General features: G+C 69.2%; 13 protein-coding genes and 1 tRNA gene. 6 read left to right on the forward strand and 8 right to left on the reverse strand.

Annotated features, from left to right (window positions below):
- Positions 1–14: 14 nt before the first annotated feature.
- The 5 genes from O2L01_RS12890 to O2L01_RS12910 form a co-directional block, all read right to left on the reverse strand.
- Positions 15–1,874, reverse strand: a complete 1,860-nt coding sequence (locus O2L01_RS12890) for an IucA/IucC family protein (protein WP_270122342.1) — start codon at positions 1,872–1,874, stop codon at positions 15–17.
- Positions 1,871–2,455, reverse strand: a complete 585-nt coding sequence (locus O2L01_RS12895; RefSeq protein WP_270122343.1) for a GNAT family N-acetyltransferase — start codon at positions 2,453–2,455, stop codon at positions 1,871–1,873. Before O2L01_RS12895 ends, O2L01_RS12890 begins: the two co-directional genes overlap by 4 nt.
- The gene (locus O2L01_RS12900; RefSeq protein WP_270122344.1) at positions 2,455–3,753 is read right to left on the reverse strand and encodes a lysine N(6)-hydroxylase/L-ornithine N(5)-oxygenase family protein; all 1,299 of its coding nucleotides are present in this window, start codon (positions 3,751–3,753) and stop codon (positions 2,455–2,457) included. Before O2L01_RS12900 ends, O2L01_RS12895 begins: the two co-directional genes overlap by 1 nt.
- Positions 3,750–5,252 carry a pyridoxal phosphate-dependent decarboxylase family protein gene (locus O2L01_RS12905; protein ID WP_270122345.1) on the reverse strand — a complete coding sequence of 501 codons (1,503 nt, stop codon included), beginning with the start codon at positions 5,250–5,252 and terminating at the stop codon, positions 3,750–3,752. Before O2L01_RS12905 ends, O2L01_RS12900 begins: the two co-directional genes overlap by 4 nt.
- A 350-nt stretch (positions 5,253–5,602) precedes the next feature.
- Entirely contained in the window at positions 5,603–7,279 is a 1,677-nt protein-coding gene (locus tag O2L01_RS12910) for a DUF885 domain-containing protein (RefSeq protein ID WP_270122346.1), read from the reverse strand.
- Between the two features lie 85 nt (positions 7,280–7,364).
- Between O2L01_RS12910 and O2L01_RS12915 the strand changes: the two genes are divergently transcribed.
- Positions 7,365–7,925, forward strand: coding sequence for an NADAR family protein (locus O2L01_RS12915; protein ID WP_270122347.1), 561 nt, complete (start codon positions 7,365–7,367; stop codon positions 7,923–7,925).
- A gap of 139 nt (positions 7,926–8,064) precedes the next feature.
- On the opposite strand, the gene O2L01_RS12920 is transcribed toward O2L01_RS12915, so the two are convergent.
- Positions 8,065–9,462 carry an FAD-binding oxidoreductase gene (locus O2L01_RS12920; RefSeq protein ID WP_270122348.1) on the reverse strand — a complete coding sequence of 466 codons (1,398 nt, stop codon included), beginning with the start codon at positions 9,460–9,462 and terminating at the stop codon, positions 8,065–8,067.
- Between the two features lie 303 nt (positions 9,463–9,765).
- The gene (locus O2L01_RS12925; protein WP_270122349.1) at positions 9,766–10,344 is read right to left on the reverse strand and encodes a TetR/AcrR family transcriptional regulator; all 579 of its coding nucleotides are present in this window, start codon (positions 10,342–10,344) and stop codon (positions 9,766–9,768) included.
- 85 nt (positions 10,345–10,429) lie between these two features.
- Between O2L01_RS12925 and O2L01_RS12930 the strand changes: the two genes are divergently transcribed.
- The 4 genes from O2L01_RS12930 (at position 10,430) to O2L01_RS12945 (ending at position 13,779) form a co-directional block, all read left to right on the forward strand.
- Complete coding sequence (locus tag O2L01_RS12930) at positions 10,430–10,870, forward strand: VOC family protein (protein ID WP_270122350.1); 441 nt, start codon at positions 10,430–10,432, stop codon at positions 10,868–10,870.
- A gap of 299 nt (positions 10,871–11,169) precedes the next feature.
- Positions 11,170–11,583: a peptidase inhibitor family I36 protein gene (locus tag O2L01_RS12935; protein WP_270122351.1), complete on the forward strand. Its 414-nt coding sequence runs from the start codon at positions 11,170–11,172 to the stop codon at positions 11,581–11,583.
- A 121-nt stretch (positions 11,584–11,704) separates the two neighbouring features.
- Complete coding sequence (locus tag O2L01_RS12940; RefSeq protein ID WP_270122352.1) at positions 11,705–13,207, forward strand: alkaline phosphatase D family protein; 1,503 nt, start codon at positions 11,705–11,707, stop codon at positions 13,205–13,207.
- 32 nt (positions 13,208–13,239) lie between these two features.
- Positions 13,240–13,779, forward strand: a complete 540-nt coding sequence (locus O2L01_RS12945; RefSeq protein WP_270122353.1) for a hypothetical protein — start codon at positions 13,240–13,242, stop codon at positions 13,777–13,779.
- Between the two features lie 184 nt (positions 13,780–13,963).
- Here the strand turns inward: O2L01_RS12945 and O2L01_RS12950 are convergent.
- Positions 13,964–14,039, reverse strand: a tRNA-Asn gene (locus tag O2L01_RS12950).
- A 260-nt stretch (positions 14,040–14,299) separates the two neighbouring features.
- On the opposite strand from O2L01_RS12950, the gene O2L01_RS12955 reads away from it, so the two are divergent.
- The gene (locus O2L01_RS12955; RefSeq protein WP_270122354.1) at positions 14,300–14,632 is read left to right on the forward strand and encodes a YtxH domain-containing protein; all 333 of its coding nucleotides are present in this window, start codon (positions 14,300–14,302) and stop codon (positions 14,630–14,632) included.
- The last annotated feature ends 96 nt before the right edge of the window (positions 14,633–14,728 follow it).

The following is a 14,728-nucleotide window of genomic DNA, read 5'->3' on the forward strand; positions in this document are numbered from 1 at the left end:
GCCCCGGGTCCGGATCAGCGCCAGGCGGCCAGGGGGTTGTCGAGCCTGCCGGCGTAGATCAGGCTCTCCTCCTGGTTCTCGAGGTCGACCATCTGCAGGTTGTTCTTGAGCTGCAAGCGGTTCAGGCATGAGAGCGTGAAGCCGTCCTCGAACAGCGGGAACCGCGCGAACGCCTCGGCCAGCTCGGGGTGGGCGGCCTGGTAGTCCTTCAGCGACTCGGCGGCCACGCGCCAGAACTCGTCCTCGCTGAGCACGCCGTCGAGGTGCAGGTGCCCGGCGAGGAACCGCAGGAAACAGTCCACGACGTCGGTGAGGATCGACAGGGCCCGCACGTCGTCGGGCACCTCGGCGCGGATGCGGCCGATCGCCTCGGGCACCGGCGTCGTCGCTTCGAGGACCGCGCACTCCTCGCCGATGTCCTTGAAGAACACGCGCTCGACGGCGCCGTCCTTGAGCACCAGGATCACGTTCTCGCCGTGGGGCATGAACACCAGGCCGTACCGGTACAGGCAGTGCGCGACGGGCACCAGGTACGCGTCGAGGTAGCCGCGCAGCCAGTCGGCCGGACGCAGGCCCGAGCGGCGGATGAGCGCGGACGCGAGCGGCTTCCCGTCACCGTCCACATGCAGCAGCGAGGCCATGGTCGCGACCTGCTCGCCCTTGGCCAGCTTCGGGATCGGGCTCTCGCGCCACAGCGCGGCGAGCATCTTCCGGTACGGCGAGCCCTTCGGCGCGCCGGCGGTGTAGGCCGGGTGCCGGTAGCCGACGGCCGCGCGCTCGCGCAGGACCGTCGCGCCGTGCCGCTTCAGGGTCGGGTCGCCGTGCACGAGGTCGGCCACGAAGTCGCTGATCGCGGGCGTGACCTCCATGTACTCGGTCGAGAGGCCGCGCATGAAGCCCATGTTGAGCACCGAGAGCGCGGTCTTCACGTAGTCGGCCTCGGGCCGGGAGCGGTTGAAGAACGTGCGGATCGACTGCTGCGCCTGGAACTCGTCGTGCCCCTCGCCCAGCGGGATGAGCCGCCCGGCGGCGATCTCGGGCGCGAAGGTCACCGAGATCTTGTTGCGCCACTGCCACGGGTGCACCGGGATCAGGAAGACGTCCTCATAGGAGAGTCCGCGGTCGGTGAGCATGGACGCGAAGTACTCGCGCGAGTCCGCGTCGAGCTGCGTCTCCAGCAGCCACGCGAAGTCGAGTTCCGGTGCGGCCGCGAACATCGCGTGCTCGCGCCGCGCCGCCAGCCACATGAGCCGCACGCCCGCGCCGGTCTCGGGCGCGTACGCCCGGTAGTCCTCGGAGGTGAACCCGAGCCGGCCGGACCCGGCCACGAAGCACGGGTGCCCGCCGGTCATGCCCGCCTCGATCGCCTGGAACCCCTCGTCCACGAGCGCCGCCGCACTCGGCAGGCCCTCGCCGAGCTGGTACGCCCCGCGGTTCACCGTGGCGGCGACCTCCTCGAGGTACACCGGCAGCACCGCGTCGCTCAAACCGAGCTCGCCCCTGAACGCCAGGAAGAACGCGGCCGCGTCCAGCTCCAGCTCGACAGTGCTTCCTTCAACTGCGGTGCTTCCTTCAACGGTGCTTCCTTCAACTGCGGTGCTTCCTTCAACGGTGCCTCCTTCAACTGCGGTGCCTCCTTCAACAGCGGTGCCGTCGGTGCGCTCGATCGACGCGGGGTCGACCACCCAGTGGTCGAGCTTGAAGCGGTGCGCGGCGAACCGGTACCGCTCCGCGCCGGCCGCGAGCGCGTACCGCTCGCCGTCCTTGACGGGCACCAGCAGCCGCTCGTGGGCGAACTCGCCGATGGCCTTGGCCAGCAGGTTCCTGGTGGCCTGCTGCCACAGGTCCGGGGTGAGGTGGTCGATGGCGCTCACGCGTGCACTCCTCTCGCGGCGGACCGCTCGAAATCGATTCGGGTGCAGAAGCTCAACAGCGCCTGCTTGTCCTTGAGGTCCACGCTTCGCTCGGGCTTGAAGCCCACGAACTCGTTGAGGCGGTGGATGGCCTCGTTGCCCACGTCCGGCTCCACGACGACCCGCTGCGCACCGAACCCGTCGAACAGCAGGTGCATCACGGTGTCCATGACGCCCTTGGTGAATCCGGGGATCGGCTGCTCCGCGGGCGCGGTCAGCACGTGCATGCCGACATCGCCCGGCGCCGGGTCGTACACGCCCGCGAGTTCCGTCCCGGCCGGGTCGTACACCTCGACGAGGAACCGCGCCCGGTAGTGGTAGAGCCCCATGTACGCGAAGTGGCGCGGGTTCGCCTCGATCTCCTCGTGCTCGGCGAGCACGTCCGCGACCGAGGCCTCCTGCATCATCCAGTACTTCGCCTTCGGGTGCGTCACCCACTCGTGCAGCAGCGGCGAGTCCGTGGGCGGGTCGACCGGGCGCAGGCCGAAGTCGCCCAGCTCGGGGTGCAGGTAGTAGAAGCTCGTGGGCGGCTGCGGACTCATCACTCCGGTGCTCCGAATTCCTGGAAGCCGATGCGGCGCTCGATGGGGTAGACCTCCCGGCCGGTCAGCGACCGGATGATCCAGGAGTTGCGGTAGGCGGCCATGCCGAGGTCGGGCGAGACGAACCCGTGCGTGGCGAGTTCGGCGTTCTGGACGAAGACCTCCCCTTCGCCCGCGGCGTCGACGCTGTAGTCGCGGCGGGCCTCCAGGCGTCCGGTCGCGTCGAAGCGCAGCCGGTCGCGGACCTCGTCCATGAAGTCGGGGACCCGGTAACTGTAGCCGGTCGCCAGGACCAGGCCCTCGGTCTGGAGCTCGAACGAGCGGTCCTGCTCGTGCTGGCGCACGGAGAGCCGCACGCTCCCGCACCCCGCCGCCTTCTCCACGGTGCAGTTGGTGAACAGCCGCGTCGGCACGGACCCGCGCTCGAACCGCTTCTGGTACAGGAGGTCGAAGATCTCGTTGATGAGCTCGGCGTTGATGCCCTTGTACAGGTTCTTGTGCTCGGCGTTCAACTCGTCGCGCTTCGCCGAAGGCAGCCCGTGGAAGTAGTCCACGTACTCCGGGCTCGTCATCTCCAGGGTCAGCTTCGTGTACTCGAGCGGGAAGAACCGGGGCGAACGGGTGACCCAGTTGAGCTCGTACCCGCCCTCCTCGATGTCGCCCAGGAGGTCCCGGTAGATCTCGGCGGCGCTCTGCCCGCTGCCCACCACCGTGATCGACCCGCACTCCCGCAGCCGCTCCCGGTGCTCCAGATAGGCGGAAGCGTGGCACACGGTCGGGCTCTCCAGCTCCCGGCACGCCGGCGGAATCCAAGGGGGCGTGCCGGTCCCGAGCACGAGCCGGCGCGCGTAGTCCGTCGCGGCCCCGCCCGGGCCCTCCGAGCGGACCGCGTACACGCCGTCCTCCCACGCGACCGAGACGACGTTCCGCTCGAAGCGCAGGTTGTCCAGCTTCTCGGCCGCCCAGCGCAGGTAGTCCTGGAACTCGGTGCGCAACTGGAAGAACGACTCGCGGATGTAGAACGGGTAGATCCGCCCGCTCTCCTTGAGGTAGTTCAGGAACGAGTACGCCGAGGTCGGATCCGCGAGGGTCACGAGGTCGGCCATGAACGGCACCTGCATGGTCGTGCCCTCGATGAGCATCCCCGGGTGCCAGTCCACGTTCGGCTTGCGCTCCAGGAAGATCCCGTCGAGATCCTCGATCGGCGCGGTCAACGCGGCGAGCCCGAGATTGAACGGCCCCAACCCGATCCCGATGAAGTCGTGAATCACAGTGCCGCTTGGTTCGATGGAGCTCACGCCGCCTCCTGCGCCTTCTTGCCGTGGCGCGCCAGCGCCTCGAGCACCGGCACGATGTGCGCGAGCGTCGTCTCCGGGTTCAGCAGCGTCAGCTTCAACGCCGTCCGCCCCTCCACCTTCGTCGCCGCGACCATGCCCTCACCGGAGGCCGCGAGCGCCTCGCGCGCCCGCCGGTGCGTGTCGTCGTCCGCCCCGGCGAGCCGGAACAGCACCGTCGAGAGCTGCGAGGGCGGCGCGGCCACCTCGAAGCGCGGGTCCGAGGCCAGCCAGTCCCAGGTCTGGTCCGCGAGCGCGCACACCCGGTCGAACATCGCGCCCAGCGCGTCAGGTCCCAAGGTGCGCAGGGTCATCCACAACTTCAACGCGTCGAAGCGGCGCGTCGTCTGGAGGCTCTTGTCCACCTGGTTCGGGAACACCGCCTCGGCCGGGTTGAGGTAGTCGGCGTGGTGCGTGACGTGCCGCAGCGAGGCCCGGTCGCGCACGATGAGCGCCGAGGAGCTGACCGGCTGGAAGAACGACTTGTGGTAGTCCACAGTGACCGAATCGGCGTGCTCGATGCCGCCCAGCAGCCCGCGGTGCCGCTGCGAGACGAGGATCCCGCACCCGTACGCCGCGTCCACGTGGAACCAGACCCGGTGCGCCGCAATGACCTCCGCGATCGGCCCCAGCGGGTCCACGGACCCGAAGTCGGTCGTCCCGGCGGTCGCGACCACCGCGGCCGGCACGAGCCGCTGCTCCCGGCACGTCTCGATCGCCGCGTCGAGCGCCGCCGGATTCATGCGGAACCAGTCGTCCGCGGGCACCGTGACCACGGCCTCCTCCCCGAGGCCGAGCAGCCGGGCCGCCTTGACGACGCTGAAGTGCGAGTGCGGCGAGGCGAACAGCCGCAGCCGGGGGAGCACCTCGACCCCGCGCAGCGGCGTGCCCACCTCCAGCCGGTGCTTCAGCAGCACCTGCTCGACGGCCTCGTCCCGCGCCAGTAGCAGCGCCTGCAGATTCGACTGCGTCCCACCGGAAGTGAAGATCCCGTCCGCGTCCGGCCCGAGCCCGATCCGCCGCGCGGTCCAGTCGATGAGCCGCTGCTCGATGAACGTCCCGCCCGCGCTCTGGTCCCACGTGTCGACCGAGGTGTTGACGGCGGCCAGCACGGTCTCGGCGGCCACGGCCGGCAGCGCGACCGGGCAGTTCAGGTGCGCGAGGTACCGCGGGTGGTGGAACCAGACCGCGTCCTTCAGATACAGCTCGCCGATCTCGTCGAACGCGTCCTCGAAGGACGCCAGCGGCCGGTCGAGATCGACCGCGGCGATGGCCGGACCGAGGTCCGCGGGGGCCGCGCCGGTCCAGGGCCGGTCGACGGCGGCGAACCGGTCGGCAAGGCGGCCTGCGACATCGGTGATCATGCCGCGGTAGGCGGCGGCCGAGTCGCGGCCCAGGAGGGCCGGCGGGCCGGCGCTGGCGAGTGGCGCGGGAGCCGGACGGAGGTCGGCGCTTGTCAGCACGGAGGGTCCTTTCGCGTGGACGGTCTCGGAGGGAAGCCGGGGAACGTGTAGGTTAGGCTAACCTAAATCACGATCGCGCAGAAGGGGTCATCCCGAATGGTGACGTTCTCCACGAATTCTTGCGGAATCATCCGCGATAAGGCATTTGCGAAGGGCGCACGCCCTCAATGAAGTCCATTGTGGAATGAAAAAAGGCACTGCGTCCCGATCGAATCGATCGGGTGCAGTGCCTGAAAGCAAGAGTTGCGGCGGCGCCCGGGGGGAGCCACCGCCGCGCTCATACATCGTGCAGGACGGGGCCTGAACTGTCTGTCACCAATCCGACAACCGTGCGTCAGCTCCCGAAACGCCTAGGCCGCCTCGGCGATCCAGTCCTCCACGACCCCGGTCATGGTCTCGAGCGGGATCGAGCCGTTCGACAGGATCCGGTCGTGGAAGTGCCGCAGGTCGAACGCGTCCCCGAGCGCTTCTCGAGCCCGCTCCCGCAGCGCGCCGATGTGCCGCCGCCCGATCATGTAGGCGAGCGCCTGGCCCGGCCACGCGATGTAGCGGTCGATCTCGTTGGCGATGTTCACCTCTGAGAGCGCGGTGTTCTCGCGCATGAACGCGACGGCGCGGTCGCGCGACCACCCGTAGAGGTGCATCCCGGTGTCCACGACCAGCCGGCACGCCCGCCACGCGTCGAACGAGACCATGCCGAGCCGCTGCAGATCGCCGCTGTAGAGCCCGATCTCGTCGCACAGCCGCTCGGTGTACAGGCCCCAGCCCTCGCCGAACGCGGTGACGTACGCGAACCGCCGGAACTGCGGCAGCCCGTCCAGGGTCTGTCCGAGCGCGAACTGCAGGTGGTGCCCGGGAACGGACTCGTGGAAGGCCAGCGCCTCGTACTCGAACCGCGCCCGGGTCGCCGGCTCGTACGTGTTCACCCAGTGCGTGCCCGGCCTGGAGCCGTCCGCGGCGGGCACGGTGTAGTACGCGAGGGTCGCGCCCTTCGCGGCCGCCTCGGGGATCACCTCGATCGTGCAGGGCGCGATGTCGTAGTCCAGGAACGCCTTCGGCAGCGCGGCCTCGGCCCGCCGCAGCGCCTCGGTGACGTCGGCGAGGATCTGGTCCGAGGTCTCGTACCGCAGCGTGAGGTCCTCGCGGAGCCGCCCGACGATCTCGGCCACGTCCGAGGTCCCGAGGACGCGGGCCCCGATCTCGGCGAACTCGCCGCGCAGCCGCTCGACCTCCTCGAGTCCGATCCGGTGGATCTCCTCGGGCGTGTGATCGGTCGTGGTGAACGTGCGCGACACCGCCGCGTACCCGTCCGACCCGCCCGGGGTGTAGCAGACCCCCACGTAGTCGTCGAGCCGCGAGTCGGGCAGGAACTCGGTCTCGAGCGCCTCCCGCCATCGGGCGAGCGCGGGCCGCACCCGCTGCGAGACCAGCTCGGCGGCGGCGGCTTTCCACTCCTCGACGTCCACTCCGGAAGGCGTGGGGGAGACGAGCGGATCCTTCTCCAACTCCGTTCCGAGGTAGTCGTCGATCTGCTCGATGACGGCGCGCACGCCGCGCTTCGTCTGGTTCCGCCCTTCCTCGGCGGCCTGCCGGTACCGCTCGAGCACGGCGTCGAAGTACTCCCCAAGGGCCCCAAGCCGGACCAGGTAGTCCCGGGAGCGCTGCCCCGAGTTCAGGCTCAACCGGGGGAGCGAGGAGAGCATGGTGGAGACCGGCCCGGTGATGGTGTTGGAGAGCCCGACCTCGGCGAGCGCCGCGTTGATCGTCGCCGTCTGGTCCGCGACGAGCCGCGCGAGCATCGAGTAGGTGATGCGGTCCTGCCCCGCGAGCGCGTCCGCGTCGATCCCGTCGAGCCCGGCGCGGATCTCGGCGTGGTGTGCGAGCCGGACGCGGTCGCCCTCGCGGCTCGGGTCGGGCAGCTTGTCGTCGTACCCCGGAATCCCGTAGAAGCTCGCCGAAGTGGGGTTGTCGGCCAGATGAAAGTCGAAGTACCGCTGCGCCAAGGCAGCCAGTCGAGGATCGCCCATGCACCCGACCCTACTGCGGCTCCTTTCGATCCCGATCCAGTGTTACCGCCGGGCGGGGCGAGCGTTGGTATGGCAAGGTGGGCGCATGTCTGCAGCTCTCGTTCTGCCGCGCAATGTCGACGAGGCGGTCGCGCTGACGTCGTCAGGCCAGTCGTTCACGTACGTCTACTTCTGGGGCCACTCGCCCAACGCGGACGGCAGCGCCGGACGCGGCTGCCTGAGCCAGTGGTGGCCGGCGGCGTTCACCGAGGACGGGCACCGCTTCGCCTCGGCCGAGCACTACATGATGGCGCACAAGGCCTGGCTCTTCGGCGACGCCGCCTCCGCCAAGAAGATCCTCAACGCCGGCCACCCGGGCGAGGCCCAGGCGCTCGGCCGCAAGGTCCGCGGCTTCGACCAGCAGACCTGGGAGGCCGAGCGGTTCGGGATCGTCGTGCGCGGCAACCGCGCCAAGTTCAGCCAGCACGACGACCTCCTCGCCTACCTCCGCGCCACCGAGAACCGCGTCCTGGTCGAAGCCAGCCCTCGCGACCGCGTCTGGGGCATCGGCCTCGGCGAGACCGACCCCCTCGCGGCCTCCCCGGCCACCTGGAAGGGCCTCAACCTCCTCGGCTTCGCCCTCATGCAGGCCCGCGCCGAGCTCTAGAAAGCCCTCAGAACACCCAGCGCCGCAACGCGATCGGTCCGTCATCGTCGGCGCCCTCGCCGCCCGCACCGATGCGGCGGAGGGCGAAAGCCGGGACCTCCCAACGCGATCCCGGCTCCGGCCTGCCGTGCGGCCTCACTCAGCCCTCCGAGGGAGGGATGTTCTGGTTGGAGCGGAAGAAGTTCTCCGGGTCGTACGTGCGCTTGATCGAGGCCAAGCGGTCGTAGTGGCCGCGGTAGGTGGACCGGACGCGTTCCGGGCCCTCCTCCTCGCCGAGGAAGTTGATGTAGGACCCTCCCATGGAGTGCGGGTGCAGGTCGTTCCAGTAGTCGACGCACCACTGGCGAATCGTGTCCGCGTTGGCCGGCTCGGGGTCGATCCCGCCGATCACCGCAGACCACACGGCGTCCCGGTAGGCCCAGGCCGTGTCGTCCGCGCCGACGCGGTGCGCGGCCCCGTCCACCGGATAGAGGTGCATGGTCGACGAATCCGTCGCCAAGGCGCTGCCGTACCGCTCGTGCACCTCGATCGCCGCGTCGGAGATCTCGTCGAAGAAGTCGCCGCGCCAGTACCATTGCAGCCCTTTGGGAATCAGCCCGTCGAACATGCTCTGCAGCGCCGGGTACGGCATGGGCGCGCTGAAGTGGAACGCCGGCGGCGCCGGCTCGTTCACGACGGACAGCACCTCTTCCAGGTGGCCCTCCTCCAGGTCGCCGGTGTAGCACCACACCACCGCGCACATCTTCTGCCCGTGGATCGGCTCCGGGAACGGCGGCCCGGGCGGCACGGCGAGGACGGCGAAGAATCCGCTGAGATCCTCCGGCGCGGTCGGGAGGAACTCCCGGTACCACCGCAGGACGTCCTGCGTGCGCTCGACGGGCCACACGGTCAACCCGACCCCGACGTTCGACACCGGGTGCATCCGGAACGCGAACGACGTGACGACACCGAAGTTGCCGCCCCCGCCCCGCAACGCCCAGAACAGGTCCGGATGGTTGTCCGCCGAAGCGGTCACGAACGTGCCGTCGGCGAGCACGACATCGGCGGACAGCAGGCTGTCGATGGTGAGCCCGTACTTCCGGGTGAGGTGCCCGTGCCCGCCGCCCAGCGTCAGACCACCGATGCCGGTGGTGGACATGATCCCCGAGGGTATGCCGAGACCGAACGTGTGGCCCGCGTGGTCGAGCGTGCCGAGCTGGCTCCCGCCTCCCACCTGCGCGATCCCCGCCGCGGGGTCCACCCGCGCCCAGTTCATCGCGGACAGGTCCAGGGTGAGCGCACCGTCGATCATGCCGAGCCCGGGCCCGCTGTGGCCCCCGCCCTGCACCGCGAGCTCGACACCCTCCTCGTGCGCGAACGCGAGCACGGTCCGCACATCGGCGGCGTCGACGCACTTGGCGACGGCCGACGGACGCCGGTCGATCATGGCGTTGTAGATGCTGCGGGCCTCGTCATAACCCGGATCGTCCGGAGCGACGACGCCGCCCCGCAACGCCCCGCGCAGAGTTTCAAGCTTCGTTCCGTTGAGATCGCCCATGATCGAATGCCCCCATTGGGAAAACGGAAGAGATCGCGCGGACAGAGCCGCATGCCCCCGGCCATATCGCCCGAGCACGGCGCAGCGGTCCGCTCGCGCCTTGAAGAGGAAACCCGGATCCGTCCAAGGCACCCCACAGCCCAACCGTAAGACTTCCGCGCACACCCCGTCCCCGATTCGCCGCACAGCCCGGCGATCACCCCCACCCGTTCGCCTGCTTCCCGGCCTGCTCAGGCACAAGCCCGGTCCGGCTACGCCTGCTCGCGCAATCGGCAGCTTCCGCAATCGATGGCGGGACGGCCTCTAGGCCCGGATCCCTACGAGCAGTCGATCCAGAGTGGCAGACGCTTGGTCGAGCGCGGTCCGGTCGTCTGAACGCGCGATCCACAGGGCGGTCTCGTTCATCGCGCCCGAGAGCAGTCGTGTCAGCGGCTCGACCGGCTGTTCGGCGATCACGCCTGCCGCTATCAGCTCTCCAAGGGCTTCGGCGAGGTGCCGTGCGGACGAGGCCTCGTCCATGGCCCGCCATTCGTCCCAGCCGAGCACCGCCGGGGCGTCCTCCAGGAGGATCTGCCGCACCTCGGGATCGGTTCCCGACGCCAGGAACGCCCTGCAGCCGGCCCGTAGCTGCTCCCAGGGGTCTTCGTGTGCGTCGGCCGCGGCGGCGACGCGGGCGCCGAGCTCGTTCTGCACTTCGGCCACCACGGCCCGGAAGAGGCCGAGTTTGCTTCCGAAGTGGTGGTAAGCGGCGCCTTTCGTCGCGCCGATGGCCTGCGCGACCTCGGCGAGGACCACCTCCTGGTACCCGGCGGCGGCGAAGTGCCGGCGTCCTTCGGCGAGCAGTGCCTGGCGTGTCGCCTCGCGCTGGGCCGCTCTCGTCATGACGACCTCCCCTTTCGCATACCCAGGGTATGTTAACATCATTTTCGCATACTCGAGGTATGTGAAGTTGAAACGGAGACCTGCCATGACCGCCGCCCTCAAAGGCTTCTACCCGGTGATCGCCACTGGCGACGTCGCCGCCGCGCACGACTTCTACGCCCGCCACTTCGGCTTCGAGGCGACCTTCGCCGCCGACTGGTACGTGAGTCTGTACCGCCCCGACGCGCCGCATTACGAGCTCGCACTCCTCGACGCCGACCATCCGACCGTCCCCGAGGGCCACCGGACCCCGGTGCGCGGCGGACTGATCCTCAACTTCGAGGTCGACGACGTCGACGAGGAGCACCGCCGCCTCGTCGGGGAGGCCGGCCTGACCGAGCTGCTGCCGCTTCGCACTGAGGAGTTCGGCCAGCGCCACTTCATCGTCGAAGGCCCTGACGGTGTCATGGTCGACGTCATCACCGTCGTTCCGGCGACAGGGGAGCACGCCGACCAGTACACCGCGGGCCACGCGCCGCAGGAGTAGCCGCCGTCGTCGCGGCTCGGGTTCGGATTCCGTACTGCCCGTTGAGACGCTTTCATGTGCCCGGATGCGGGATTGGGCGCGTTCCCTCGTCAACCTAGAGTTTCGTTGTGCCCATTGAGGTTTCGACTGGCTGAGGTTCAAAGCGATCAATGGGCCGTCTAGTGAGGAGGGGCGCCGTTCGGGCAACTTCCGTGAGTGTTCACGGCGTCTCGCTGGTAACGATCCGGCCCGGCGGCTTCACGTCGTAGCTCCCCGGATCTCGTACCGCGCCAACGCCGTACCCGTCAAGGAGTCCTGCAATGTTCGGAACCATGTCGAAGGCCAAGATGCGCTTCACGCGGGTCGCCGCTCTCGGTTTCGCCGCGACCGCCGCGGTCGTCACGCTCAGCGCCACTCCCGCGCAGGCCGCGGCCCCGGACTGCGACCGGGGGAGGATCTGCATGTGGGAGGACGACGACTTCACCGGCAGCAGGTACGTCAACTGGAAGCCGGACGGCGGCAACGACAAGTACCAGATCGACGGCTGGGACGGCGACAACGAGATCAGCTCCGTCTACAACTACTCGAACTACGCCGTCGTCCTCTACGACAACGACGACTACACCGGCTACCTCCTGTGCATCCCGGCGCTGACCGCCGGCCATGCGCAGCGAGGGTGGAACGACGACGCCGAGAGCGCGAAGACCCGCAGCGTCGACCACTGCTTCAACTAGGGGACGGGCTGTACGGCCCCGTCCGCTCCGATCGGACCCGATCGGGGACAACGCCATGCACACCTATTGCCATGCGCCGCAACCGCGAAGCGCATCATCCGAAATGGAGACCGTCTTGCAGATGAACCGACGTCGGCTGCTGGCCGCCGGGGCCGGGGGCGCAGTTGCGCTCGGGGCGCCCGGGATCTCGTTCGCGGCTTCGCGGCCGCAGTTGACCCACGGGGTCCAGTCCGGGGACGTGAGCGACCGCGGCGCGGTCGTGTGGACGCGCGCCGACCGGGCCTCGCAGATGCGGGTCGAGCTCGCGACGCGACCGGACTTCAAGCGCGCCAGGACGATCACCGGGCCGGCCCTGACCGAGGCCTCCGACTTCACCGGGAAGCTCCGGTTGCAGGGGCTGACGCCGGGGACGACGTACCACTACCGGATCAGCGCCCACGGCGACCAGTGCTCGGCGCCGCTTGCGGGCTCCTTCACCACCGCCCCCGCCGAGCCGCGCGACATCCGATTCCAGTGGTCGGGCGACCTCGCCGGGCAGGGCTGGGGCATCAACCCCGACCTGGGCGGGTACCGGATCTTCGACACCATGGCCGCCTCCGAGCCCGACTTCTTCCTATGCTCGGGGGACTACATCTACGCCGACAACCCCATCGCCGCCGAGGTCGTCCAGCCCGACGGCACGGTCTGGCGCAACGTCACCACCGAAGGCAAGTCCAAAGTGGCCGAAACCCTGCAGGAGTTCCGGGCCCAGTTCCAGTACAACCTCATCGACGACAACCTCCGCGACTACCTCGCCAAGGTGCCGATGGTGAACCAGTGGGACGACCACGAGGTTGTCAACAACTGGTACCCCGGCGAGATCCTCGACCTCCCGCAGTACACGGAGAAGAACGTCGACGTCCTCGCCGCCCGCGCCCGCCAGGCCTTCGCCGAGTACACGCCCGGCGCCGTCGGACTCCCCGGCAGCGACCGGATCTACCGCAAGATCGCGTACGGGCCCTTGATGGACCTGTTCGTGCTCGACATGCGCACCTACAAGGACGCCAACGGCCCCAACAACGCCCCCGAAGGCGGCCGCCTCCTCGGCGACGAGCAGCGCGCCTGGCTCAAGGCCGAGCTCTCGGCCTCGACCGCGACCTGGAAGATCATCGCCGCGGACCTCCCGATCGGCCTGATCATCGGCGACGGCACGAACATCTACGAAGGCATCGCGCAGCGCGACAACGGCGCACCGCTCGGCCGCGAGTCCGACATCGCCGACGTGCTCGCCCACTGCCGCGCCGGCGGCATCCGCAACCTGGTGTGGCTCACGGCCGACGTCCACTACACCGCCGCCCACCACTACAGCCCCGACCGGGCGACCTTCCAGGACTTCGATCCGTTCTGGGAGTTCGTGTCCGGCCCCTTGAACGCGGGCTCCTTCGGACCCGGCCGCCTCGACAACACCTTCGGCCCCCAAGTGGTCTTCCAGAAGCCGCCGCCGGCCGCCAACACCAACCCGGCCGTCGGCTACCAGTTCTTCGGGGAGGTCGTCATCGACGCCGAAACCGAGGTCTGCGAGGTCACCCTCAAAGACCTCGACGGCAACAGCCTCTTCACCCAAGCGATCGACCCGGTCGCCTAGCGGGCACCGACCAACTTCAAGAAAGGCACGACATGGCAACCATGGAATCCGGCCTCGACGACACCGGGGACAGGACCACTTCGACGACGCGGGTGTTTCGCGGCTACCTGGTGGCGGCCGCAGCGGGACTCGCCGTCGCGGCGACCTGGTACCTCCTCGCCAACACGGTCGAGACGATCGTGGGCGACCCCAACGAAGGGAAGAACTACCTCGATCCGCTCTACCTCGTGATCATCACGGTTCCGCTGGTGCTGATCCTCGGCGCGATGCTGCCCCTGCTGCGCGCCGGTTCGCGGCGGCTGAAGACGCCCGCCTCCGGCGACGGCCGAGCGCCCCGCTCGATCCGCGCCCTCTCCCTCGGCTTCGCCGCGGCCTGGGCCTTTACCACCTGGGTGATCACGTACTTCTACCACGTCTCCGAAAACGGATACGGCCTCGACGACGGCATCACCTTCGAGCACGTCACCCTCCACGCAGGCGGTTGGCTCGGAGCGGCCGCTGTGGTGGTCTCGGCGGCACTCACCATCGCCGCCTTGGCGATCGCCGCACTCGCACGCCCGGCACGCGACTAGACAACAACAGCCCCGGTGAACCTGAACCCAGGCTCACCGGGGCTCCATCGTCGCCGACGAGGCTCGGTCGCCGGTCAGTCCGCTCCACTGCGGGTGTTCAGTGCGAGGTGGGAGTGCGATGCGCCCGGGAAAGAGAAGAACCCCGGGCCGGTGTTCCCGGCCAGGGGTTCGGATATCTCTAGTGTGGCTCCCCAACTTGGACTCGAACCAAGAACCTGCCGATTAACAGTCGGCTGCTCTGCCAATTGAGCTATTGGGGAAGGGGTTCGAGTAGGCGTTTCGCCGTGCGAACCGGATATGACAGTACAGGACTGGCGGGGGCGGGTGCCAGCGGGGTCGGTGTGGTGTGGGTCCAATCCGGGCAGGGGGAGCGGCGCGGCGCGCGCGGCGCGTTTCTGTCATGGGCCGCCTGGGCACCCCGAGATGGGGCAGAATGGCCGCTATATGCGGCAACGCACAGTGAACTCCAGAGCACAAACCAGAGCAGCGTTCGGCCCGCGGGTCGGCCGAGGAGGCAAATATGCGGAAGTGGTATCTCGTAGCAGGGTTCGCCGTCGGGTACGTCATGGGGGCGAAGGCCGGGCGGGAACGTTATGAGCAGATCGTCGACTACGCCCGGCGCGTGACCGGGAACGACACGGTGCAGCAGGTCGCCACGACGATGCGCACGCAGGCGAACAAGGCCGTGGACGCGGCGCAGGACAAGATCAAGGGCACCAAGTTCGGTGAGATCGTCGAGAACTTCACCACGAGCGCGGACGAGCCCCCAAAAGCTGAGCCCTGGGACTCCGCCGGGGTGACCACTCCGGCGCGCAGCGACAGGGCACTGCGCGGGGACGCTCCCGGATTCTGAATCCCCTGAGCGCGTGGCGGGGGGGGGGGGGGGGGGGGGGGCGGGCCCCCCCCCGGTTGTCTCGGTTGGGTGGGGGGGGGGGAGCGCACACGCGAG

It is taken from the genome of Glycomyces lechevalierae (genome assembly GCF_027622945.1).
GTDB lineage: Bacteria > Actinomycetota > Actinomycetes > Mycobacteriales > Micromonosporaceae > Glycomyces > Glycomyces rutgersensis.